We start from the raw sequence: 23,041 nt of genomic DNA on the forward strand, positions 1-23,041 counted from the left end.
TCAGCAGCACGCGCCGGGCGCCCGGATACACGTCCAGGGCCTGTTCGAGGAACTCGATGCCGTTCATCTGGGGCATCCGGTAGTCGGCCAGGATCACCGCGACCAGATCACCGCGCAGCTTCAGCTCGCGCAGGGCCTCCAGGGCGGACTCGCCGGACTCCGCGCGCACGATCCGGTACGACTCGCCGTAGCGGCGCCGCAGGTCGCGGGCGACGGCACGGGAGACTCCCGGGTCGTCGTCCACGGTCAGGATGACCGTCCGCGCAGCGTCCGCGGCCTGTGCCATACGTCTCCCACCCCGAGTGATCGGATCACCGGTCGGCGCCGGCTCGGTGCTGCGCCGCCTTTCAGCCATCGTATGGTCGTCGCCCTGCTTCGCTCCGGTCGGCTCCGCCGTGAGCCGAGCACGCAGAACTCGTTGCCCTCCGGGTCCACGAGTGTGGTCCAGGACTGCTCTCCCCGACGGATGGTCCGGGAAGCCGTGCAGGACGAGCGTCGGCCGACCATCGGGATCACCACCCTGCAACCGTGAAAGGTGCCGTGCGGCAGGTCGAAGGTGACGTGTTCGAACTGAAGGGGGCTGGGCTGGGATCAGACCGACAACCGAGGAGACGTTGACCACGCGGCCACGGCGCTGGGCGCGCATGTGGGGCAGCACTCCAGAAGGCGTTTGGGGACATCGCGATCAGGCACGGCATCACGCACGGGGAGCTGGGCCGGGCCATCACCTACGTGACGAAGCTGGTCGAGTCGGGGGACTTCATGCTGGCGGCGACCGTTCTCTTCGCCGTTCGCACGACGGAGGTCAGTTACGGCAGGGCCTACGCCAACCCGGAGAAGGACGGTGCCTCCCCATGGATGGCGACCGGGCCCGCCTATGTGCCGGGGGCGCCGGAGATCGAGAACCCCGGCGTGCTGCCGATGGCGCCGGACGAGCCGGGGGAGCCCCTGATCGTCTCCGGCGTCGTACGTTCGACCTCGGGCAAGCCGCTGCCCGGTGCGGTGATCGATCTCTGGCAGACCACCGCCGACGGCAGGTACGCCGGTCTGACGCCCGAGCAGGCGGGACCCTTGGAAGGCCTCGACCTCGTCGACTTCGACCTGCCGAAGTTCCACCTGCGAGGCAGGATCGTCGCGGATACCGAGGGTCGCTACGAGTACCGGACCGTCGTACCGGGCGTGGAGCCCGCGGCGGTGCCGGGCAGTGTGCTCGACGACCTCCTGCACATGCTGGGCCGGGCCACCTCGCGCGCGAGGCACATCCACGCGTACGTCTCCCACGACGCCCATCACCTGCTCACCCACCAGATCCACTTCGAGGGCGATCCGCTCGTCGACACCGTCAGCGAGGGGGCGATCGCGCGGGATTTGATCCACGGGACCGAGCTGCACGACGACCCGCCGAGTGGGTGGCACGGGGTCTGACCGGCCCATACCGGACCCTCACCTGTGACTACGTACTCCGCCCCATCGGCTTCGACGAGGTCAAGGACCCGTACGTCCTTGAAGGCTTCTGGAAGCAGTGACCCCGAGCGGCCACGCCGCGCCTGCCGGCCGACCGCCGACGTACGCCTGGTGGACAGCGCGCCTGTGAACGTCGGCTTCGGGGTGACGGGAAGTATCGGAATCGTTCATGCCACGACCGATAACCTCATCGCCATCGAGGGGGACGAGGCGACCCAGCCGTCACACGTGGTGGTGCTCTGTCAGGAGGTCTCGCCGCGTCGTGGCTGACGGATCTACCTCCTGTGCTGCTCTTCTTCCTGCGGTTGGCAGTCTGGTCCTTCTTCTCCGGGACCACCGCCTTGATAGTGCGTTTCCGCCCGGCGGTCAGGACGAACGCCAGCGGCCGGCGTTTGCGGTCAGCGGGGAGGTGAATCTTGCTGGTCAGCCCGCCACGGGACCTGCCGAGCAGGGCTTGCTTCAAGCGGAGCCCGTGCCGTCGCATGTGTGGTGAGCGCATGCCGGCAGTACTCCACCGCGTCGCCGTGACGTCCGAGCCGGTGGTGGACGGTACCGAGGAGGTCGAGTGCGATCAGAGGCTGGCGCGCAGGTGGCTGACGGTGACGAAGTGGTAGCCGCGGTCGGTCAGGGTGCGCAGGATCTGTGGGACCGCGGCGACCGAGGTGGGGTGGATGTCGTGCATGAGGACGACGTCGTTGCGCTGTGCCTTGGCGATGACGGTCCGGGCCACCTTGTCTTCGTCGCGGTACTTCCAGTCCTCGGTGTCCACGTCCCACAGCACGGGCGAGAGCGTGGTGGCGGATTTCACCTGGGCGTTGATCGCGCCGTAGGGCGGGCGGAAGAGAGTGGGGGCCTTGCCGGTGGCGGCCTTGATGGCGGCGCTGGTGCGGTTGAGCTGGGAGGCGATCTGGCTGGGGGTGAGCTTGGTGAGATCGGGGTGGTTCCAGGAGTGGTTGCCGACCTCGTGTCCGGCGCGGGCCTCGGCACGGACCAGCTCGGGGTGGGCGGCGACGTTCTGGCCGACGGTGAAGAAGGTGGCGCGCGCCCTGTACTGCGCCAGGGAGGTCAGCAGGGTCGCGGTCTCCGGTGCCGCCGGCCCGTCGTCGAAGGTCAGCGCGATACACGTGACCTTCTTGCAGTCGGTGTCGTCGTCGCCGGAAGCGGTGTGGGTGGGCACGGCCGGTGCGGGGACAGGCGCCGCGCCCAGGTCGAGGGAACGGCTGGGCGTCATGGTCTGCTGCTGGACACGCTGTCCGAACGCGGACAGCCAGGGGGTGATCGTCTCCTTGGGGAAGGCCACCATGTACGTTCCGGCGGGCGGGACACCCACCTCGCCGCGGTCGAAGGTGACGCGCAGTCCACCGTCGGTCGTGAAGACCATGTCGTCCAGGGCGGCAGTGCGGGAGGCCGGGTCGGAGAGCGTCGAGTCGAGCGCGGTGGCGTCGATGCCTTCGCGCCCCTTGAGCTGATCCTTCAACGCGGCGATGAAGGCGTCCTGGGAGCCGTCGGCGACGAGGCCGAGAGGCGTGCGGTATGCGCCGGCCTTGCCGTCGTACCAGTACGTCCTGGTCGACAGCCCGGACCCGGCGCCACTGTGGTCCTGGGTGCTGAGCCGGACGCCGAGGACGTCGCCGGAGGCGACCAGGAACTGATGGCTGACGTTGAGTTCGAGGCTGTTCCCGCCGCCCTCGCACGCCCCCGAGCGGAAGTCGGCCAGGCGTTCGTCCACGTCCTTCTTCATCGCGGCCGTCATGGCCTCCGCTCCGGGCACGTTCGGATAGCTCGTCGCGAAGGGGCAGGAGCTCTGCTCGCTGCTGTCGCTGACGATCTCCAGTCCCTTGATCTTCGACGGATCGACGCCGCGGACCGGTGACGGGGTGGGGGCGGCGCCGGGTCGGGCGTCGGATGCCGTACCCGATGAGCCGTCCGATCCGGACGAGCAGGCGGCCGTGCAGGAGAAGGCGCCGAGCAGAAGGAGCGAGGGGACGAGGGTGTGAGTGCGCATGAGACCAGAACCTGACTGAAGGGATGTCCGGACGCCGCAGACGGGACGCCGCGGTCGTTCTGGTTACTGATCGTCCAGGTCAGAGGCGTTTTTCAGCGACGCACAACGTCGCCCTGAAAAACTCGATCGCGAAACACTTATTCCGTTTTCGGCAGCTTCATCCGCTTGTGGCGCACACGTTCTCGTACGGCGCGTCAGGGACGTAGGTCCGCCACTGCGCCTCGGTCAGTCCGCCGCCGGTACGGGCGCAGATGGTGCGGACGGCCTGGTCCGGTGCGATGGACAGACGCTGGAGCGGTACGTGGGGGCCGCCGGCGTAGACCGTGCCGCCGTCCTCGGCGAAGGCGAGGGAGCGGACCTCGTCGCCGGACGTGGGCAGGTCCGTCCCGAGGAGCTGCTGTCCCTCGGTGTCCCACAGCCGCAGGGTCCCGTTCGTGCCGCCCACGGCCAGCGTGCCGCCGTCGGGGGAGAAGGCGAGCGCCCCCACCGCCTCCGGCTCGCCCTGGGAGGCCGTGTCGGAGGTACCGGTCAGCGCACCCGTACGGTGACGGACCTCGCCGTCCCACAGCGTGACGTGCCCGGTGGAGTCACCGACGGCGAGCCGGGTGCCGTCGGGGCTGAACGCCAGCGCGGTGACCTGCCGGCCGTCGGCGAGCGCGCGCCCGGTGACGTGTCCGGTTCCCGGATCGGCGTACTGGTCGTCCGAGCTCACCAGCAGACCCCCGTCCGGCCGTACGACCAGCTCCTCGCCGGAGAGGCCACGTACGGTCCTGGCCGTCCGCTGGCCGCGGGTGTCCCAGACTTCCGTCGTGTAGTTGTCGGCGACGGCGCGGACGGCCAGCAGCGTGCGGCCGCCGGGCCCCAGGGCGAGGGCCACGGCCGGGCGGTCGGCCGCGCCGAAGATGCCGAAGGATGTACGGACCCGGTGCGTCCGTACATCCCACACGGTGGAGCGCAGCCGCAGTGAACCGTGCGAGGACACGGTGTCGGCGACGGCCAGCATGCCGCCGTCCGGGCTGAAGGCGAGGCGGGGGACGTTCTCGTCGGACATGCTCGGCAGTGCGCCGAGCTGCGCGCGGGCCAGGACGCCACCGGTGCGCGTGGAGCGCAGTTCGAGACGGTATCCGCCGCCGGACCGGGTGACGGTGGCCAGTGCGGTGCCGTCCGGACTGAGCAGGCTCGCGTCGGCCGGAGTGCTCTGCCACCGCGGGGTGAGGTGGTCGGTCAGGTCGAAGGTGCGGACCGTGGCGCCGTCGAGGTAGCGCAGGAGACGAGGCTCGCCCGGGTCCCAGGTCAGTGCCGTGGCCTGATCCTTGGAGAGCGGGCGGCGGAAGACCTGGGTACCACCGGTGGCCAGTCGCCATACGGCGAGTTCGTGGTCGTCCGCCGTGGCCAGGAACTCGCCGTCGGGGGAGAGGGCGGCCTGTGTGAAGCCGGTGACCCCGCCACTGGCGAAGTCGGCGAGCGCGCGCCCGCCGCGCACGTCCCAGATCATGGCCCGCGTGCCGTAGACGGCGGCCAGCCGCCTGCCGTCCGCACTGAAGCGCAGCAGACGCGAGCCGTCGTCCGCGCCGGAGCCGGTGCCGCACAGGGTCTTGTCCGCCTTCTCCCAGGCTCCCGGCAGTCGCTTGGCCGCGGCGGTGTCCCACAACTGGAGCCGCCCTTCGGCGGGACAGAGGGCGAGCAGACGTCCGCCGGGGCCGACGGCCGCCGAAGCGAGGGTGCGCGCGACGCGGGTGCTGAAGATGACCCCGCGGTCGTCCGTCCGGTGCAGCCGCACCGTGCCCGGGCCGTCCGTCGGCCCGGTGAGATACGCGCTGCCGTCGGGCGTGCCGCCCCGCAACGAGGCTTCGCCCAGTTCGGCCGCGGACCTGCCCAGAGGGAGGTTCCACAGCTGTTCGCCTCCGTCCGGCCCGAGGACGTCGAGGAACCGGGACCCGGGACCGACGTCGCCCACCTCCGTCCCGCTCGGCAGGTGGTAGGTGGCGGTGAGCCTGCGGGCGGTCACGTTCCGGGAGGTCACCGTGGTGCCGTCGACGCTGAGCAGGGTCCGGCCGCCGTCGGTGAGGAAACGCCGGACGTTCTTTCCGGTCCGGGGGTCGGTGAAGGCATCGCGGTCCGGCTGCGCCAAGGCGCCCAGCAGCGCCGAGCGGGACTCGGTGAGCGGGGCGGTCCGCCACGCGGCGACCCCGAGCAGGGCGGCGGTGCGCGGATCGGTCGAACGCAGACTGTCGGCCACCGTGGCCAGACGCCGGGCGGCGGCCTTGGCGGCCTCCGCCTCGCTCACCCGGTCGCGCTGCCAGGCCACCAGGCCGGCGGCCAGGGCGAGGACGAGGAACACGGACAGACCGACAGCCAGGGAACGCGTCCGACGCGCGGTGCGGGTCTCGGCCTCCCGCTCCGTCTTGCGGGCCGTGAGGGAAGCGGTGAGGAAGGACCGCTCCAGGCCGGTGAGATCGTCGTCCGACGGCTCAAGATCGTTGTCCGACGGCTTCAGCCGGTCGTCCCCCGGGTTCTCCTGCCGGGCGAACAGCTCCTCGGCCCGGTCCAGCCGCGTGCCCCGATACAGGGCTCCGGGGTCGCGCCCTAGCTCCTCCCAGCCACGAGCCGCCTCGCCGAGCCGGCGCTGCGCACGCAGTCGGTCCCGGCCCTCCTCGATCCACCCGGCGAGGCGTGGCCAGCCGGTGATCAGCGCCTCGTGTGCGAGCTCCACCGTGTCGCCGTCCAGGGTGACCAGCCGAGCGGCGGCGAGACGTTCCAGCACATCCAGCACATCCCGTGCACCGCTGCCGAGTTCGGCGCGGGACGCCGGACGGCGCGTGTCGGCCGTGCCGTCCCCGGGCGCGATCAGCCGCAGCAGGATGCGCCGAGCGGCACGGCTCTGCTCCGCCGACAGCCCTCCGTACACCTCCTCGGCGGTGGCGGCGATCGCACCGCGCACGCCCCCCGTCTCCTCGTACGCGGCCAGGATCAGCAGCCGTCCCCGGCGGCGGCGCCACGTCTCCAGCAGGGCGTGGGAGAGCATGGGCAGCGCACCCGGCCGGTCGACGACCTCGTCGATGATCCGGGCGGTGAGAGCGCGCTCCACGTTCAGGCCGGCGGAGGCGGCCGGTCCGGTGATCACCTCGCGCAGCTCCTCCCGGCTCAGCGGCGGGACCAGCAGCGCGGCCCGGGAGACGGCCGCGGCGAGCCCGCGGTGGTCGGCGCAATGGCCGTAGAAGTCACCGCGCACCGCGATCACCACCCGCAGCCGGCTCTCCGGCCGACGGGCCGAAAGCAGCAGATCCAGGAACCGGTCGCGTTCCGCGCGCTCCCCGCAGAGTGTGAACAGCTCCTCGAACTGATCGACGATCACCCAGGTCTCCCCGTCCTCGAGCGGGACGAGTGCCTTCTCGTGCGTGCGCGCGGGCCGATCCCCAGGGGTCAGCACGCGAATCACCGCCGGCCGCTGCGCGTCCGCCGCCTGCCGCAGCCCCGGAATCAGTCCCGCCCGCAGCAGCGACGACTTGCCGCTGCCGGACGGCCCGAACACGGCCGCGAACCGGTGCTCACGCACCAGCTCCACCAGTTCGGAGACGAGCGGCTCCCGGCCGAAGAACAGATCGCTGTCGTCCGGCTCGAAACGGGCCAGTCCCCGGTACGGCGGCCTCTCGTCCGGCGCGGGCACCCGGACCTCGGCGTCCGCCTCCCGCCAGCGCCGTTCCCACTCGTCCGGGTCGGCGTCCAGCGCCTCGGCGTACACCCGCGCCACCGCCAGGGACGGCAGCTGGTCACCGGCGGCGGCCTGGGACATCGCGGTGATGGAGTAGCCCGCCCGTTCGGCCATCTCCCGGTACGGTGGCTTACCGGCCCTCTCCCGAAGAACCCGCAGATCGTGCGCGAACCGCTGGACGGGACCGGCGTCGGCGTCGACCGGCTTCTCACGTCGCCCCACCGGGACACCTTTCACATGCGTCAACCCGAACAACAGGCGTACAAGCTATGTTTTCGCCCATCCCCTCGCAATCCTGCCCGAGCTGTGAGACTGCCTACGGGGATCGCAGTTGATCTTGCATCTGGCCGGCGGGCGTTGCGCCGCCGTTCGGGGTGGTGGGCCAGGCCGGGTGGGCGAGGGTCAGGTACCGCCTGCCGTTCGTAGCGGTGTGCACGGTGGCGGGTTTCCAGGTGCGGCCGCTGCCGTACGACACCTTCACGGTCAGGGACAGTTTCGTTCCGTCGTCGCCGTTCCCGGCGCCCCCGCCATCGCGCGCAGATGCTCGATGCCTGTGTCCAGTGCCGCCTTGAGGTGGGTCGCGTCGCCTGTGGACATCATGATCGCCACACCGCCCTGGACGCCCGCCAGCAGAGAGGCGGCGGTCCGGTCCACGTCGAGGGCCGATGACGGCACCAGGCCGTTCGCCTGGAGGGCGCGGATGCCGGCGGCGAGTTGTCCCTGCCATTGGCGCATCAGCTCCGCCACGATCGCCCGCGCACCCGGGCGGGCCCGCCCGACCTGGAGGAAGAGGGCCCCCAGGGCGCACTCGTCACCCTGGCGTTCATAGCGTTCCACCACGGCGTCCCGCCATTGCTGCCACGACTCCCAGGAGTCCAGCCGCCCCAGATGCGGCTGCTGGTCCTCCAGGACGCGATCGGCCTCGAACTGGGCCACCGCCAGCAGTAGTTCGTCCTTGCCGTCGGGGAAGTAGTGGAACAGCTGGCTCTTGCTGGTGCCGGTGCGGCCGCGGATGTCGTCGAGCGTCGTGAAGGCGACGCCCCGCTCGCGCAGTACCTCGGCCGCTCCCTCGATGATGCGGGCCCGTGTGGCGCGGCCCTTCGCGGTTGGTGTCTGCGGCATCGGGCCTCCCGCCCTCCGGTCGATGGGTTGACGGCTCCACCCTAACTCCATTCTGGACTTGCTGGTCCATTTTCTGCGGCGCACAGTTGTCCGCGTTGCCGCACACCGCGAGACAAGGGAGAGCGCGTCATGAGTGAACGACTGCGGAACAAGACGGCGTTGATCACGGGATCGACCAGCAACATCGGGCAGGCGATCGCCGAGGCGTTCGCCGCCGAGGGGGCCCACGTGATCGTGTCCGGGCGCAATCGGGAGCGGGGTGCACGCGTCGTCGAGGGCATCCGGGCAGCCGGTGGCCGGGCCGACTTCCTGGAGGCGGACCTCGACGGCAGTGCCGAGGCTTCCCGGGACCTGGCCGAGCGGGCCGGGGACACCCTGGGCGGGCGGATCGACATTCTGGTCAACAACGCCGGCATCTACCCGGCGTCCAGCACCGTCGACACCGACGAGCAGACGTTCGACCAGGTCTACGCCGTGAACGTCAAGGCACCGTTCTTCCTCACCGCCGCCGTCGTGCCCTGCATGACCGAGGCGGGCGGCGGAGTGATCATCAACCTCGGCTCGTGGATCGCGCGCATGGCCGTCCCGGTCGCCGCGCTCTACAGCTCCACCAAGGGGGCCATGGAGACGCTCACCCGGGCGTGGGCCGCGGAGTTCGGCCCGAGGGGGGTGCGGGTGAACGCCGTATCGCCGGGCGTCATCCTGCCTCCGGGCCCGGAGAGTGATGAGCCCCACCCCGGCCGGATCATGATGAAGGGCACCCCGGCCGGCGACGCCGGCACACCGGACGCCATCGCACACGCCGCGGTCTGGCTGGCCAGCGACGAGGCGGCCTTCGTGCACGGGACCGTGGTGGACGTGGACGGCGGTCGGACGGGGGTTGCCGTCATCACGGCATAGGAGGTCGGCGGATCCGGGATCTCGCCGGGTCCGCCGTGCTCGTAGGGGCGTAGGGGCGTAGGGGCGTAGGGGCGTAGGGGCCTAGGGGCGTCGAGGGTCGGCCGGCGCCGGTCCGCCCCATCTGTGCGGCGACCGTCGGTCCGCGCGAGCCGCGGATGCGCCTGCACTGCCGGCGACCGACCGTGTGAGCCGGTGCTGATGCGACCTCTCCGCGTCCGTGGTCATGGCAGGCTCTCCTGCCGCGGGGACTTCGTGACTCGGCGGCGTCCCGACGGGACGTATGGCGTGTGCGTCCTCGGCGTTCCCGGGCGTCACCCGGACCGAGGCCGGCCCAGGGTCTCCTCCGCGGCCTCGGCGAAGTCGTGGACGAGCGGGGAGCGTCGGGACGCCACCCACGCCAGCGCCACCTCGTTGGGGCCGATGTCCTCCACCGGCAGGGGGATCACATCGGGACGGGTGTAGAAGGTGGCGGTGGACAAGGGCAGTACGCAGATGCCGGCGCCGGAGGCGACCAGCTCCAGCTTCTCCTCGACCTGGTGGATCGGCGGTACCTCGGGGCGTCGCCGGTCACGCAACTCCAGGGCCACGTCCCGCCATTCGGGTACGGCGTCCGGGTCCTGGAGCAGATGCTCGCAGGCGAGGTCGTGCACGGTCACCGACGCACGGTCCGCCAGACGGTGCCCCACCGGCAGCATGACGACCCGGGGCTCCTTGAACAGGGGCCGCACCTGAAGGCCGTACTGGTCGATGGGCAGCCGTACGACGCCGATGTCGGCGCGGCCGTCCAGCAGCACCTCCACCTGGTCGTTCCAACTGGTGCGCAACAGACGTACGTTGACGCCGGGCCGGAGCGTGGAGAAGACGGCCAGGGCCGGGGTGACCGTGATGCCCGGCATGAAGCCGACGGTCAGCGTGGGTGTGCCCTGCGCCGCCGCCTTCGCCCGTCGCAGCAGCGCCTGTGCCGAGGCGAGCAGCGGGACGGCGTCCTCCAGCAGTTGCTTCCCGGCCGGAGTGAGCAGTGTGCCGCGTCGGTCTCGGTCGAAGACGTCGATGCCCAGGTCGTCCTCCAGGCTCCGGATCTGCCGGGACAGCACCGGCTGCGCGATGTGCAACCGCTCCGCCGCGCGTCCGAAATGAAGTTCCTCGGCCACCGCAACGAAGTACCGGAGCTTTCGCAGGTCAAGATCCACCCGAACTCACCGCTCACTTTCTCCGACTTCGTCGCCCCTGGCGGCCCTGGGGCGGACGGGGCAGTTGGCCACAAATCTACCGTTCTGGCCACCACCAGCCGTCACGGCCGACGCCGCCCGCTCCCCACCCGCGTCACTCGCCCTCGGCGAGCACGGCCAGCGGGTCGGTGTGCGCGGGGATCCACCCCAGCTCGGCCCCGGCACGCGCCGGAGTGAGCTGCTGGTCCAGGGCGAACGCGTCCGCGATCGGGCCCATCTGCTCGCGAGCCTGCTCCAGTGTGAGGGAGACGACCTTGCCGTCGAGGCCGACGGCCCGTGCGACGGCCAGCGAGCACTCCTTGGCGGTCGGGTTCACCCCGCCCACGCCCACGTACACCGAACCGGGCTTCGCCTTCAGGGCGGCGACGTACAGCTCCGCGAGGTCGTCGATGTGTACCAGCGCCCAGTGGTTCGCCCCGTCGCCGATGCAGGGGACGGCTCCCGCCTCCTTCCCCGGAGTGCCGTAGAAGATGTCGATCAGGCGGTTATCCCCGCCGTACAGCAGACCGGGCTGCACCACGACGGGCCGGCCGCCCTGCTGTGCGCGCCGCAGGACGGCCTCCTCGACGGGCTTGCGCCAGGCGACCAGGGACGGCGGGTTCCAGGGCGCGGTCTCGTCCACGACCCCGCCGGTGTCGCCGTAGACCCAGGTGCCGCCGGTGTGCACATAGGTGCCGGTGCCGATGCCGTCCTGCATGGCGGCGGCGGCCGCGAGGTCCTCGTCACCGCTCTCGGCCTGCGCCAGGTGGACGACCGCTTCCGCGCGGGCCGCGGCCGCGTTCAGCACGCCCAGATCCCCCAACCCGCCCCGTACCGGCGTCGCCCCGAGGGAGCCGACGGTCTCGGCGGCGCGGTCGTTGCGAGCCAGCGCCTCCACGGTGTGCCCGTGCCGGACCAGGGCGCCGATCGTGGCCTTGCCGATGTATCCGGATCCGCCGGTGAGAAAGATCTTCATGGTCGTGGCTCCTGTCATTCGTGGGCTGCCGACTTCGCTGACCAGCCTGCGTCCGGGGGCGGACCCGCGTCCAAGACCTCTTCCGGCGCCTCTGATACCCGAAGGGCATCAAGCGGAGCCGGCTGCGCGCCGCGCGAACGACCCGCAGGCCGCTCATGTCCGTCAGGCATCAGCGACGCCATGACTCTGCCGCTGGCGGTGGCCACCGGTGCGGTCGCCGCCAACTTGTACTACGCCCAGCCCCTCCTGGCCGTGATCGCGCGCGCTCTCGGCACCTCCACGCAGGCCGCCGGTGTCCTCGTCACGGTCACCCAACTCGGCTGCTCACGCGCCGGGGCCGGGCCGGCGAGAGCGATCCGGGCAGGGAGCGGCACCGCGTACGGAGATGCCTCACGGTCGGCGTCACCACGAAGGTGTCCTCGGCCGGCCTCTCCGCGCCCTTCAACGTGAAGTGCGCCTGTACGCCGATGTTGTCTGGTGTTCCAGCTGCGCACGCCGTCTCGTCCGTGAAACTCCCGCCCCCAGTCGTTGAGACAGGCGTCGGGAGTGGACGCGTTCACGAAGGCGTCCGAGTCGCCGTTGTTGGTCGCCTCGATGAACGTGCGGACGGCTGGCGGCATCTCGATGTCCGTCAGGGTGACGACTTCTTCGCAGCAGGTGGGCACGGGGTTCGCGGTGCCCGGGCAGTCCCGTCGACAGCAACGATCAGGACCGCGCGATTGCGTCCCGGAGCAGTCGAGCCAGTTCCGCCGGGCGGCTGAGGAACGGCGAGTGCGAGGAGCGCAGGCGGCGGACGCGCTGGGCGTGCTTCGCCATTTCCTCCTGGAGGGACAGGGGAATGGCGACGTCGTCCTCACAGAGGACGTACGTGCTGGGCACCGTGCGCCACGCCGCCTCGGCGAGCGGCTGGTGCACGGCCGGCAGCGACCTGGTGCTGTTCCTCGCCGGCGAACGGAATCTGTGGAGCCGGCACCTCGCCGTGGCGGCGGGCCTCGCCGTCGTCGCGGTGGCACTGCTCTGTGTCTGGGCCGTCATCGAACTGCGCGGCACGACGCCCCTGGTCGATGTGCGGGCGGTGCGGCACCCGGCGGTCGCCGGGGCGAACCTCGCCATGTTCGTCGGCGGGATCGGCACGTACCTCCTGCTCACGCTCATCACCCGGTACGCGCAGACGCCACACGGCGCCGGCTACGGCTTCGGGCCGACGACCTTCGTCGCCGGACTGGTCCTCATCCCGTTCTCCGTGCTGGGGTTCGTCGCCGGCAAGCTCACGCCGCGGGTGCGGACGCGGATCACCGACCCCCTGCTCCTGGCCGGCAGCGCCGTCGTGGTCGGCGGCGGGTTCGCCCTGTTCGCGGCGGCCCGGTCGAACCTGGCCGAACTGTTCGCGGCGATGGGCGTACTCGGCTTCGGCGTCGGCGGCTTCTCGGCCGCGATGCCCGGCGTCATCCTGGCCGCCACCCCCACGAGCGAGACGTCGAGCGCCATGAGCTTCAACTACGTTGTCCGCAGCGTCGGGTACTCCCTGGGCAGCGCCATCGGCGGCCTGATCCTCGCCGCGGGCGCCGGCCCCGGCCACCTCTTCCCCGAGGACCGCGCCTACACCACCGCGGCGCTGGTCGGCATCGGCGCCATGGCGATCACGACACTGACGAGTCTCGCTCTCGCCCGCCGACGCTCGTCCGAGACCACCCCATAAGTCAGATGTACTCATCCCAACACTGGAGGTTCCATGCCCAAGGGTTACTGGGTCAGCGTCTACCCCACCATTTCCGACCCCGAGGAGCTGACGGCCTACAACGAGCTGGCGGGTCTGGCTGTCCGGGCTGGAGGCGGGCGCGTCCTGTCCAATTTCGGTCGAGTCGTCGCCCACGAGGCCGGAATCGCCGAACGCGTCGTCCTGATCGAGTTCGACAGTTTCGAACAGGCGGCCGCGGCATACGAGAGCGAGGCCTATCAGCAGGCACTGGTGGCCCTCCCCGACGGCTTCGAGCGCGACTTCCGCATCGTCGAAGGCATCGACTGACCGAGGTCCGGTCGGATCTCCACTGAAGATCCGCCACCTTGGTCTTCGCTGGTGTGGCTGCTGGTGTGACGGGGGCGTGGATGCCCGTGCTGGTCGAGGGCGGCTGTCTTCGGTCTTGATCGTCTGTCAGCGGTCGAGTCCGAGGTGCGTCAGGACGAGCAGGGCGCGGAGCAGGTTGGTGGCGCGGGCAGGGCTCGCCTCGATCACGCTGATGATCCGCAGGCTCACCCGGCCCGCCGTCCAGCCCATCGCGTCCACGCCTCGATCTGCCGAACCCGTCCACGCTGCTTGAGTGCCTGTTCCTGATCCTCGTGGGGGTGTTCCGCTAGCGCGCCAAAATCTGTCGACAAGCACGTGCGCGATGGAGAGAATCCGGGGCCATGGTCTCTGTGATCGAACCCGCGCTTCCGGAGTTCACGGCGCGTCGCCCGGATCGGACGGCAAGCTGGTGAAGGACGCTGTGTTCCCCGTGCTGTGGCTCTGCGGTCCGCCAGGAGTCGGTAAGACCACGGTCGCCTGGGAGATGTATTCCCACCTCGTACAAGCCGGGATCGAGAGCGGTTTCGTTGACATTGACCAGTTGGGGATCTGCTACCCCGAGCCTGTGGGGGATCCAGGTCGGCACCGTATGAAGGCACGCAACGTTGATGCGGTGGTGGCCGGTTTCCGGGCGGCCGGCGCCCGGTGTCTCATCGTTTCGGGTGTCGTCGATCCCGCCTGCGGAGTGCACGTGGACCAGATTCCGCAGGCCGCGGTGACAGTCTGCCGCCTGCGTGCCGACCGGGAGGTGCTTCGGCGGCGGTTCACCGGTCGCGGAGGTCCTGCCGAGTTGGTCGACGAGGTGCTGCGGGAAGCCGACGCCCTGGACGCGAGCACCTTCGCGGATGTCTGCGTCGACACCAGCGGATTGCTGGTGAACGAGGTGGCGCGGCGTGTGGGGGAGCGAACCGGCGGATGGCCGGCCTCGGCTCTTGGCCGGTCGGCTGACGCGCCCGAGCCGTTGGCGGTCACCCCTGCGGGCAGGACCTCGGCCTTGGCGCAGGCGGAGCCTTCAGTTGATCTTCCCGTTCTGTGGCTGTGCGGCGCGACCGGCGTCGGCAAGTCGACGGTCGGCTTCGAGGTCTACCAAAGAGTCCTGGGCGCTGGTACCACCGCCGCGTATCTCGATCTCGACCAGCTCGGCTTCTGCCGCCCGGTTCCGGATGATCCCGCCAACCACCGGCTCAAGGCCCGCAACCTGGCCGCCGTGTCGCGGACTTACCGTGCGGCCGGGGCCCAGTGCTTGATCATGTCCGGCCCGGTCGAGGACGAGGCCACGGTCAAGGCGTACTCCGACGCGATGCCCGCGGTCGAGCTCACGCTGTGCCGACTGCACGCCGGACGGCAGTACCTGACAGAACGCATCATGTCCCGTGGACAAGGAGGCAGTTGGGCCCAACCGGGCGACCCGTTGCGGGGCCAGTCCGTCACACGCCTGCTCCACGTCGCCGACCAGGCGGCGGCATCGGCCGCCGGCCTGGAAGATGCCGGGATCGGTGATCTGCGCATCGACACCGACGGGCAGACCGTCGAGCAGGTGGCCGATGCGATCATCGCCGATGCCGCCTTGTCAGGGCTGCGAATCTAGTGATTCCGTCCAAAATGACGCGCCTTGGAGCGGTCCGGGTCGAGGGGTCGTCCGGAGCTCTTCGGGCATGGCATTCACCACCCACCGCGAGGCCGGAGCACGGCCCCGGGCCCTCCAGGCCCTCGTGACGCACCGCCGCGAGCAGTGGACAGCGTTCGACCGCCGGTCCGCCCCCGCTACCCAAGCGGCCCCGCCCTCGGGGCACTTGGTGCTGCGGGCCCCGCTCAGCTCAGCGGCCCCCCGCTTGCGTAAAACGGCGGTCCCGGCGCCCTCGGACACCACGCCAGCGTAGGACCCGAAGCTACCCAGCAAGCCGGTCTAGGAACAGGCACTGAGGCGTCCGAGTCATGACGCCGACCAAGCCCGGTGCCCGCATGTTTGCCTGGGTCATGCCCCCAGATCCTCCGTCACGGGCAGGCACTCGGCGAGCAGGTCGACGACGTCGCGCCAGGCTCGCTGCGCGTGCCGCAGGTGGTGGCCGACGCCGGGGAGAACGGGGTGGTCGACCGTCGGATGGTGGAAGGCGTGCAAGGCGCCGCCGTAGACCGTGAGGCGCCAGTCGACGCCGGCGGCCTGCATCTCAGCGGTGAACGCGTTCCGCTGCGCGGGCGGCATGATCGGGTCTTCCGACCCGACCCCGGCCCACACCGGGCAGCGAATGCGCGCTGCCTCGCCCGGTCGGCCCGTGGTAGTTGCGTTGACCGTCCCGATCGCGCGCAGGTCGACGCCGTCGCGCCCGAGTTCCAGCCCGATGGCACCCCCGGTACCGTAGCCGACGGTGGCGATCCGGTCGGAATCGGTCCGCGGTTCGCTGCGCAACACGTCGAGTGCCGCATGGCCGATCCCCCGCATCCGGTCGGGATCAGAAAGCAGTGGCATGCAACGGGCCAGCATCTCCTCGGGATCGCTCAAATAGCGCCCGCCGTGGAGGTCGAAGGCCAGCGCTACGTATCCCAGCTCGGCGAGAGCATCGGCCCGGCGGCGCTCGACGTCGCTGAGCCCCGTGCCCTCTGGTCCGAGCAGCACCCCGGGCCGGCGGTCGACACCGGCCGGGAGCGCAAGGTGCCCGATCATCGTCAGACCATCGGCCGGGTACTCGACCGTACGCGTCGTAATCGTCGTCATGAGACTGGACTGTAGTGATCGTCGACCCCGGTCCGGCCGCTGTTCTGCCGCTGGCAGAGCGGCGCGGGTATCCCCCTGAAATACGACGAGGGCTCAAGAACCGTCACAGCACAGCTCCTGGGGCAGGTACTCCAACTGGATGCCGGTGTGCAGCACGTAGAGGATCCCGCACAGCACTTCCCGGTCCGGCAAGGGCTTGCGCCCCACATACCGGAACCCGCGCACACGCTGCGCCAGCAGCGGCTCCAGACGTTCCCCCAGCTCGTCCGACACGATCCACGGCTTCCGCGTGGTGGCGACGTTCAGCTTGGAGGGCGCGTCCTCCGGCGAGAAGACCTGGAGTCCCGAGCAGGGGTGGGCCCTCGCGTGCGAGTGACCCGCCGAATGCGTCCGTCCCTCACCGGCCGGTGCGGGGCGGACGTGTTGCCCCGGGTGTCTTCCCCGGCCGCACCGCGCTGATCCCATTATCGGCGCGGTGCGGGCAGCTCCGACGGGGTGCGGGGCAACGAACCAATAGCGAACGCTCAGTCAGAGGTCGGCCACGTCGACCAGCCCGTCCTGGATGGCGCGGGCCACCAGGCTTGCCTTGGTCCGCGCGTCGCGGCCGACGTTCGCGTACTTGATCCGCACCCGGTCCAGGTACGAGTTGACCGTCCGCACGGAGATGCCGAGACGCTGCGCGACCAACTCCTTGGACTCCGACTGGAACCACTCGATGAGCACGTCCTCCTCGCGTGCGGACAGCTGGGGGCGGTCGGCGCGGGTGTTCGTTCCCAGCGCCCCGGCCAGAGCGGGCGGCATGTAGGGCCGGTCATCGGCTGCCGCCAGCGTCGCCTCGACCAGGTGCTCTCGGCCCTCGCTCTTGGTCAGAAAGGTCGCGGCTCCCAGGTCCAGACAGTTGAGCGCTGTCTGCTCGTCATCCCGCATCGAGTAGACGACGACCTGCCGTTCGGCGTCGACGAGTCTTCGCAGGCTGCCGAAGGCGGGACCGCCCTCGCCCAGCTGCAGGTCCAGGATGACGACATCGGCCGTGCTGCCCGGCGGGGTCCAGGCTTCCTGTACGGCGCCGCCGGCCGCTACCACGGTGATGGGCCGCTGCGATGCCGCGTACCACGCCTCTATGCCCGCGAGGATGGCGGGATGGTCGTCGACGACGACCACGCTGACCGGTGCGTTGTCACTCATGCCAGGTCAACTCCAGAGGCCGACGGTCTTCTCCAGCCGGCGTCCACCCACACACTTCCGCCGCGTGTTGTTCGCACCACGGTCACGTTCGCGTCCGTGGCGCGGCCGTGGGTCGGCGAGGCCGCGCCCACGCCATGGTGGACATCGGCGCAGTCCTCGCTGATGGCGCTCACACGTACCGCGCGGGGGGTCCACACGACGGTGACCCGCGCGGTCGAGCGGGTATGGCCCAGAATCACCGCCACCGGGTCGACCAACTCCCTGCGTACCTCGACAGGCACCTCACCCGGCCGGCCTCGCACGGCCAGGCTCACCGTCACCCCCTGGTGCTCGGCCACCTCGACGCATGCCCGCAACTCGTTCAGCAGCGGGTCCGCGACGGCATCGCCCTCGGCGAACAGGCGGCGCATGCGGGTGGCTTCCACACCGCACCGCCGCCTGACCTCCTCGTCGTGCGGGCTCAGCACACCGTGGCCAAGGCCGACCAGCAGCGGCACCGTCGTCGCCGTCAGGGCGCGGTAGCGCTCCTTGTGATCACGCTGCATGTCCTCGTGGATGCGTTCCCTGGTTCGCAGTTCTTCCTCCTGTGCGGCCGCGGTCCCCGCTGCCGGCGCCGTACCGTGGAGCAGGCGTGTCACCAGTGCACCGACGGAGAACTGGAAGCCGCAGGCGGATATCGTGGAGATCCCCATGACGGCCGACTCGGCGGCGGTGGGCGGCGCCCCCGACAAGAACACAGCGGTCGCGTTGAGTCCCATATGCGCCCCGAGGAACGCCGCGTACACCCCGACGCGCAGGTCTGCCAGCAGGAACAGCGCATGCCAGCCGACCACTCCGAACGCCCAGTCCGCCGGACCTGTCGACTGCCCCGGTGGGAGCGTGAACGCGCATACCGCCGAAGCGGCCAGCACCGAGCCCAGGCTCCACCCGCGCACCCTTGGCGGGATCTGTCTGCCACGCAGCAGATAGGCGCCCCCGGTCACCGCGACGGCGGCGAGGCAGACGAAGGCGGCTGTCTGTGCCCACGCGGGCCGGTACACGTCCTGGTGGACCATGAGCCGGCGCAGCGAGATGGTGAACTGCCACACCAGGCTGATCAGCAGTACGGCCAGTTGAGCCCCGTAGAGGAGCTGCCCGCGGATGAGGCGGACGGCCGCGCTGTGGTGCGCCTGGACGCGGGGCGGGCGCGGTATGTCGCCGGTCACCTGCGCTCCGTCCTGCGCCTGTGGCTCCCGGTCCCGGCCGTGCCAGCGCCACTGCACGCGGGTCCCGGTGCCGGGATGGGAGGTAACGAAGGCCGAGCCTCCGGCCGTGTGCATCCTGCCGATGATGGATCCGGAGATGCCGCGGCGCCGGGCGGGGACGGACTGCGGGTCGAAGCCCCGTCCCGCGTCGGACAGTTCGACGACGACGCCGCCCTCCTCCGGCCACGCCCTGAGCTCCGCTTCCCGCACTCCGGCATGGCGTGCCACATTGGTGACGGCCTCCCGGACCCCGTTGAATATCGCGAGTCCCGGGCCGGACGGAGTCATGATCGGGCCCTCGATGTGCGTCTTGAGCTGCACCCTGGCCGGTCCCTCACCCTCGGGCACGCAGCTGAGAAGCGCCGCGAGGTCGACGCTTCCCGTCTCGAATCCGGGCATGGCGGACAACGCCTCCAGATCCTGTCTGGCCCGCGGCGGCAGCCACGACCAGTCCCGGCCGTCGCCTTGGGAGACCATCAGCAGCGTCGCGCTCGCCGTATCGTGCAGGGTCGCCAGGTACTCGCGCTCGGTCGCCCTGCGCGCGGCGGCGACAGCGGCCTCGCGGCGCGACGCCGCCCTGGCCGCGGCCGACCGGTCGGCCGCCCTGGCCCGCGCGCGAACCATGAGGAAAGCAGCCCTTGACAGACCCGCCTGGACGAACATGCGCACCAGGGGTACTACGTCGGCGCTGTGCCCAGGCGAGGAGAGGACGTCTCCCAGCACGCAGACGACAGTCCCCAACGCGGCCAGGCCAAACGCGGCCACTGGGCGCGTCGCCCACTCGTACTGGAAGGCGACGACGCAGATGCCGACCATCGCCTCCACCATCACATCCGCGCCCTCGCCCCCGAGCACCGGCTGAAACAGCCCCGTCAACACCACCACGGCCGCGTCCAGCGTCCACAGCAGGGCGACCGGGAACATACGCGGGTGGCGCAGCGCGTAAAGACGCACACCGCAGGCCAGGACAGCGGGCACCAGCAGAGACATCGCCGGCGGAATCTCCGCCACATCCGCCAACACGACACCCAGCGCACCGCACAGGCAGACCACACCGGACCGGAGCCACACCCCATACCGCTGGAGAGTCAGGATCAACAGGCGCTCGCTGGACCCGGCGCCGTGCATCGGCTCAGCGGCCCCGTTCCCCCCGTACCCCCCATGCTGCATGGCAGCAAGGGTAATAGCGGCAGTCGCGCTCAAAGATCACCGCAGTGAACGAGAGGCGGTCTCGTCCGCTTCCCTGCGCGTATTCCGGTGTGCGCGGCGGCCGTTCCTTGTGGGGCGAACGACCGGCACACTCAGCGACCGGACCGGGCTACGGTGCCTGTCGTACGGAGCCGACACCGGGCAGGTGCATCCGGCATCACGCCACTGATCTCATGAGTTCGCGCTGCTCAAGGCGCACCCGTACTCCCGTCGTGCAGGAACTCGGGCGATTCGCCCGACAATCGGAAGGTGGAGCACAATTGATCAGAATCCGAAGCGGGCGCGCCAAGTCGGCTACGGCCGCGGGAGCCCTGCTGGTCGGCCTCCTCGGCGGCGCTGTCGCCGGCGCGCCGTCTGCGACCGCCGCTGCGGCTTCCTCCCCTTGCACCTACGGGGCTTACCTCTACAACAAGGTCACAAACCCCACCTCGTACAAGTACGTCCCCTACGCCACCGGCGACGGGTCCAACTGCTGGCTGGACTGGGGGATGAGCAACACAGCCGTCCGCGCCCTGCAGAAGAACCTGAATTCCTGCTACGGATACAGGCTGGCAACGGATGGGGACTTCGGAGACCTCACCGAGTCGGCGCTCGTCACCGTTCAGAAGAAGGTGGGCGTCAGGGCGGACGGCGACTACGGCCCCAATACGCGGGATGCGATGGTGTGGGCCAACTACAGCGTAGAAACCGGGGCGCGGATCAGTTGTAACTGACGAACAGCCGATCCACCGCCCGGCCCCCGACGTGGACAGGGAACTGCTCGGTCCGCGTCCCAGGCCAGGGGATGGCGCGGCGCGGAATCGGACGCCGCCGTGGTGCGCGGCGGCGTCCACTCGACCGCTTGCGGGGCTCCACCCCTGCTGTCCCACGTCGCCGGCCAAAGGCGAGTGCCCGGATCCGTTGACCGCGGTGCGGTGACGCAGGAGGCTCTCGGGCGGTTCAACCGGCAGTTACACGGGCATCTCCGCGCAGTTGATCAAGGTGCCGACGATACGGTACGACGGGCACGGCAACGTACACGGCTGGATGGACTACGGCAGCACTGGAAACGGCGACAAGGCCCTCCAGCTCGCCCTCCGCGAGGTACACACAGGACGGCACGCGCAACGGCTGTGCCACGGACGGCTTCCAGCCGTTCGCGATCGAAGGGCACTATCCGTGCACGACTACGACGACCCCGCCTGGGGGCCGCTTCCCGTCCGCCCGGCCGCACTGCGCTGGCTGCTGCTTCTCCCCTTGACCCTGGTGTTCCTGCCGCTGTGGTGGGTTGTGTGGGTCCTCATCGCGCTCTGCGTCTACTGCCTGGCGCCGTTGGCCGAGCTGATCGTCTACATGGTGCCGCGTGCCGAGAACGGTGCGACACGGATGCTGGACGCCACGCTGGGCCAAGTGCCGTTCGTCCCGCTCTGGTGCGTGACCCCGGTGGGGCTGCTGCGCGAGGGCGACACGGCGTACTACCAGACGCGGGTGGAGCGGCGCGTCGAGCAGCAGACCCGGCGAGTGGAGACCTCACGGCACCGCCGCGAGTACCACCGCGACCTGGAACTCGCAGCACACTACTTCCGGGGCGCCGGCGCCGGTCACGTCCTGCGCGTCGCCTCGGAGCAGGGCTGGAACCTCCATCCGGTGCTGCGCTCGCACCCCCGGCGCCGGCTACGACTGCGCCACAACGGCCGGCCACAGCCCGGCTTCGGGAACTGACGGTCCCGAACCATCTTCGTCAACGGCGGCCGCCCCGCCCAGTTGATGAGCCGGTCGCGACACCGCGGGCCGGGCCCCGGGACTGATCGGCCCCGGAGCGCTCACCCTCGTGTAAGGAGACGACACTGAGAAGAAGCCCCCTGCGGTGGCCGATTCCGATCATCGCGTCCGTGCTGGGCCTGCCCTGGTTGACCGGCTGCGCCATCGACAAGGGCACGGCACTCGCCGCGGATTTCCAAGAAGCCTGGGCCGGCACGCCGGACGTGGCAAAGATCCGCACCACCAAGAACAACACGCTGCCCTTCAAGGGGACATCGGACGGCACGCTGATTCTCAAGGAGGGCACTTCTGCCGACCGCGTGACCAAGCTGGCGGGCGAGATGAGGGAGTACGTCGCCCGTCACGACAAGATCACCGGTCGGATCACGGCGGACGGCATCACCTTCACCGTGGTCGCGGACAAAAGGCGCACCCATGAAGTACTGGCGCTGTGGCGGTCCTTGACGGCCGACGCCCAGGTGGTGAACGCCGACATCGATGATCAGCCCTGGAAAGAAGCAACCGAGCGCTGGCGGATCGAGGTCGCCACGGTCGATGCCGGCGGCGCATTGACGGTGTTCAAGGACATGCTCGCCGAGGGCGACCGGCACCGGAGACTCTCCGGTGTGATGGTCCTCAAGGTCACAGGGCCGGGGCTCTTTGTGGAGACCGACTTCAACGACGGTTTCCCTGCCGAGGCGATCGCCGCATACGAGGCGGTGCTCGCTCAGTACCCGGTCGTCGGCGCGGGTGTGCGACGCGACGCTGTGTCTGGATCGGCGGTCAGCATCGTCGTGGCGCAGGGCGCGGATCGCGACCACGCCGACGAACTGGCCAGGAGGGCGGCGCCGAACCTCGGTGCCGCCGTCAAGGTCACCAGCGACAGCGGCCACTGATCAGCCGGCCTGTATCTGCCGAAGAAGCGGACCGGCGACCCGCAGCGCTGCCGGTGGGTGCATCCGAGACCCCGGCCACGGCTGATACCGGCCCATCACCCTGACCCAGCCGACCGCCGCGTTCCCCGCCTCCAAGACGCGGCGGCCCTGCGCGAGCAGGGGCCCTCGCCTCGCCGCGGCCGGCTCGGGCCCGAGGGTTCGGCCGGCGCGGTGGCGGAGTCCGTCGAGGAGCAGACCGAGCATGCGGCCCGCGCGGTCGCGCAGTCCCTTGTCGGTGGTGATCAGCAGGATGCCGCCGAGGCTGAAGCCGACGTCGAGAGGGTCGACGTCGGAGCGCAGGACGCCCGCCTCGGGCCCGGCCTTCAACGCGTCCGCCCTGCCCTGCCGTGTGGCCAGATAGTCGATGAACCGGTCCATCCACACCCGCATCGCCTGGTCGGGCGGGTATTGAGCCAGCAGTTCCTCGGCGCTGTCGCAGACCCGCGTGACCTCGTTGCGGTATGCGGCCTCACTTGTGTGTCGACCAAGGAGGTCGCGACCTCGTCTCCTCGAGCCGCGAGTGCCGGAACCTGCTCGGCAAAGGCGGCTAAGACTGCGACAGG

General features: G+C 70.4%; 20 protein-coding genes and 2 pseudogenes. 8 read left to right on the forward strand and 14 right to left on the reverse strand.

Annotation, left to right across the window (positions count from 1 at the left end; translation table 11 throughout):
• A partial coding sequence (locus tag K4B79_RS41855; protein WP_232032688.1) for a response regulator occupies positions 1 to 286 on the reverse strand: 286 nt, incomplete at its 3' end.
• Between the two features lie 446 nt (positions 287 to 732).
• Here K4B79_RS41855 and K4B79_RS41860 point away from each other — a divergent pair.
• The gene (locus tag K4B79_RS41860) at positions 733 to 1,425 is read left to right on the forward strand and encodes a dioxygenase family protein (protein ID WP_232032689.1); all 693 of its coding nucleotides are present in this window, start codon (positions 733 to 735) and stop codon (positions 1,423 to 1,425) included.
• Between the two features lie 295 nt (positions 1,426 to 1,720).
• On the opposite strand, the pseudogene K4B79_RS48775 reads toward K4B79_RS41860, so the two are convergent.
• The 4 genes and pseudogenes from K4B79_RS48775 to K4B79_RS41880 form a co-directional block, all read right to left on the reverse strand.
• Positions 1,721 to 1,945, reverse strand: a pseudogene (locus K4B79_RS48775) (hypothetical protein); the annotation flags it as partial.
• Between the two features lie 90 nt (positions 1,946 to 2,035).
• A complete protein-coding gene (locus K4B79_RS41870) occupies positions 2,036 to 3,469 on the reverse strand; it encodes a polysaccharide deacetylase family protein (protein ID WP_232032690.1) in 1,434 nt (477 codons plus the stop codon).
• A gap of 157 nt (positions 3,470 to 3,626) precedes the next feature.
• Positions 3,627 to 7,403, reverse strand: a complete 3,777-nt coding sequence (locus K4B79_RS41875) for an nSTAND1 domain-containing NTPase (protein ID WP_232032691.1) — start codon at positions 7,401 to 7,403, stop codon at positions 3,627 to 3,629.
• Positions 7,404 to 7,664: 261 nt separating this feature from the next.
• A complete protein-coding gene (locus K4B79_RS41880) occupies positions 7,665 to 8,303 on the reverse strand; it encodes a TetR/AcrR family transcriptional regulator (RefSeq protein WP_232032692.1) in 639 nt (212 codons plus the stop codon).
• 129 nt (positions 8,304 to 8,432) lie between these two features.
• On the opposite strand from K4B79_RS41880, the gene K4B79_RS41885 reads away from it, so the two are divergent.
• The gene (locus tag K4B79_RS41885) at positions 8,433 to 9,203 is read left to right on the forward strand and encodes an SDR family NAD(P)-dependent oxidoreductase (protein ID WP_232032693.1); all 771 of its coding nucleotides are present in this window, start codon (positions 8,433 to 8,435) and stop codon (positions 9,201 to 9,203) included.
• 311 nt (positions 9,204 to 9,514) lie between these two features.
• Here the strand turns inward: K4B79_RS41885 and K4B79_RS41890 are convergent, their stop codons facing one another.
• The 3 genes from K4B79_RS41890 to K4B79_RS41900 form a co-directional block, all read right to left on the reverse strand.
• Positions 9,515 to 10,393 (reverse strand): LysR family transcriptional regulator, encoded by an 879-nt coding sequence (locus tag K4B79_RS41890; protein WP_232032694.1) that lies wholly within the window; start codon positions 10,391 to 10,393, stop codon positions 9,515 to 9,517.
• 133 nt (positions 10,394 to 10,526) lie between these two features.
• Complete coding sequence (locus K4B79_RS41895) at positions 10,527 to 11,387, reverse strand: NAD-dependent epimerase/dehydratase family protein (RefSeq protein ID WP_232032695.1); 861 nt, start codon at positions 11,385 to 11,387, stop codon at positions 10,527 to 10,529.
• 705 nt (positions 11,388 to 12,092) lie between these two features.
• Entirely contained in the window at positions 12,093 to 12,542 is a 450-nt protein-coding gene (locus K4B79_RS41900; protein ID WP_308280623.1) for an alpha/beta fold hydrolase, read from the reverse strand.
• Between K4B79_RS41900 and K4B79_RS41905 the strand changes: the two genes are divergently transcribed.
• Together K4B79_RS41905 and K4B79_RS41910 are read left to right on the forward strand one after the other, a co-directional pair.
• Positions 12,499 to 13,086, forward strand: coding sequence for a hypothetical protein (locus tag K4B79_RS41905; RefSeq protein WP_232032696.1), 588 nt, complete (start codon positions 12,499 to 12,501; stop codon positions 13,084 to 13,086). The genes K4B79_RS41900 and K4B79_RS41905 overlap by 44 nt on opposite strands.
• A gap of 33 nt (positions 13,087 to 13,119) precedes the next feature.
• Entirely contained in the window at positions 13,120 to 13,413 is a 294-nt protein-coding gene (locus tag K4B79_RS41910) for a DUF1330 domain-containing protein (RefSeq protein WP_232032697.1), read from the forward strand.
• 126 nt (positions 13,414 to 13,539) lie between these two features.
• On the opposite strand, the gene K4B79_RS48090 is transcribed toward K4B79_RS41910, so the two are convergent.
• Positions 13,540 to 13,671, reverse strand: a complete 132-nt coding sequence (locus K4B79_RS48090; RefSeq protein ID WP_269464601.1) for a hypothetical protein — start codon at positions 13,669 to 13,671, stop codon at positions 13,540 to 13,542.
• Positions 13,672 to 13,882: 211 nt separating this feature from the next.
• On the opposite strand from K4B79_RS48090, the gene K4B79_RS41915 reads away from it, so the two are divergent.
• Complete coding sequence (locus K4B79_RS41915; protein ID WP_232032817.1) at positions 13,883 to 15,040, forward strand: AAA family ATPase; 1,158 nt, start codon at positions 13,883 to 13,885, stop codon at positions 15,038 to 15,040.
• A gap of 387 nt (positions 15,041 to 15,427) precedes the next feature.
• Here the strand turns inward: K4B79_RS41915 and K4B79_RS41920 are convergent, their stop codons facing one another.
• From K4B79_RS41920 to K4B79_RS41935, 4 genes and pseudogenes are all read right to left on the reverse strand, one after another.
• Positions 15,428 to 16,165, reverse strand: a complete 738-nt coding sequence (locus tag K4B79_RS41920) for a dienelactone hydrolase family protein (protein WP_232032698.1) — start codon at positions 16,163 to 16,165, stop codon at positions 15,428 to 15,430.
• 111 nt (positions 16,166 to 16,276) lie between these two features.
• Positions 16,277 to 16,471: pseudogene (locus K4B79_RS41925) on the reverse strand (transposase); the annotation flags it as partial.
• Between the two features lie 222 nt (positions 16,472 to 16,693).
• Positions 16,694 to 17,350, reverse strand: a complete 657-nt coding sequence (locus K4B79_RS41930; protein WP_232032699.1) for a response regulator transcription factor — start codon at positions 17,348 to 17,350, stop codon at positions 16,694 to 16,696.
• On the reverse strand, positions 17,347 to 19,797 hold the full coding sequence (locus K4B79_RS41935) for a sensor histidine kinase (protein ID WP_232032700.1): 2,451 nt from the start codon (positions 19,795 to 19,797) through the stop codon (positions 17,347 to 17,349). Before K4B79_RS41935 ends, K4B79_RS41930 begins: the two co-directional genes overlap by 4 nt.
• Before the next feature lie 266 nt (positions 19,798 to 20,063).
• Here K4B79_RS41935 and K4B79_RS41940 point away from each other — a divergent pair, with 266 nt between their 5' ends.
• The 3 genes from K4B79_RS41940 (at position 20,064) to K4B79_RS41950 (ending at position 22,439) form a co-directional block, all read left to right on the forward strand.
• Positions 20,064 to 20,516 carry a peptidoglycan-binding domain-containing protein gene (locus K4B79_RS41940; RefSeq protein WP_232032701.1) on the forward strand — a complete coding sequence of 151 codons (453 nt, stop codon included), beginning with the start codon at positions 20,064 to 20,066 and terminating at the stop codon, positions 20,514 to 20,516.
• A 445-nt stretch (positions 20,517 to 20,961) separates the two neighbouring features.
• Positions 20,962 to 21,504 carry a hypothetical protein gene (locus K4B79_RS41945; RefSeq protein WP_232032702.1) on the forward strand — a complete coding sequence of 181 codons (543 nt, stop codon included), beginning with the start codon at positions 20,962 to 20,964 and terminating at the stop codon, positions 21,502 to 21,504.
• 170 nt (positions 21,505 to 21,674) lie between these two features.
• On the forward strand, positions 21,675 to 22,439 hold the full coding sequence (locus K4B79_RS41950; RefSeq protein ID WP_232032703.1) for a hypothetical protein: 765 nt from the start codon (positions 21,675 to 21,677) through the stop codon (positions 22,437 to 22,439).
• Here K4B79_RS41950 and K4B79_RS41955 read toward each other — a convergent pair whose 3' ends face one another.
• The gene (locus tag K4B79_RS41955) at positions 22,440 to 22,856 is read right to left on the reverse strand and encodes a hypothetical protein (RefSeq protein WP_232032704.1); all 417 of its coding nucleotides are present in this window, start codon (positions 22,854 to 22,856) and stop codon (positions 22,440 to 22,442) included.
• Positions 22,857 to 23,041 lie beyond the last annotated feature (185 nt).

It is taken from the genome of Streptomyces lincolnensis (assembly GCF_021173675.1).
Taxonomy (GTDB): domain Bacteria; phylum Actinomycetota; class Actinomycetes; order Streptomycetales; family Streptomycetaceae; genus Streptomyces; species Streptomyces lincolnensis_B.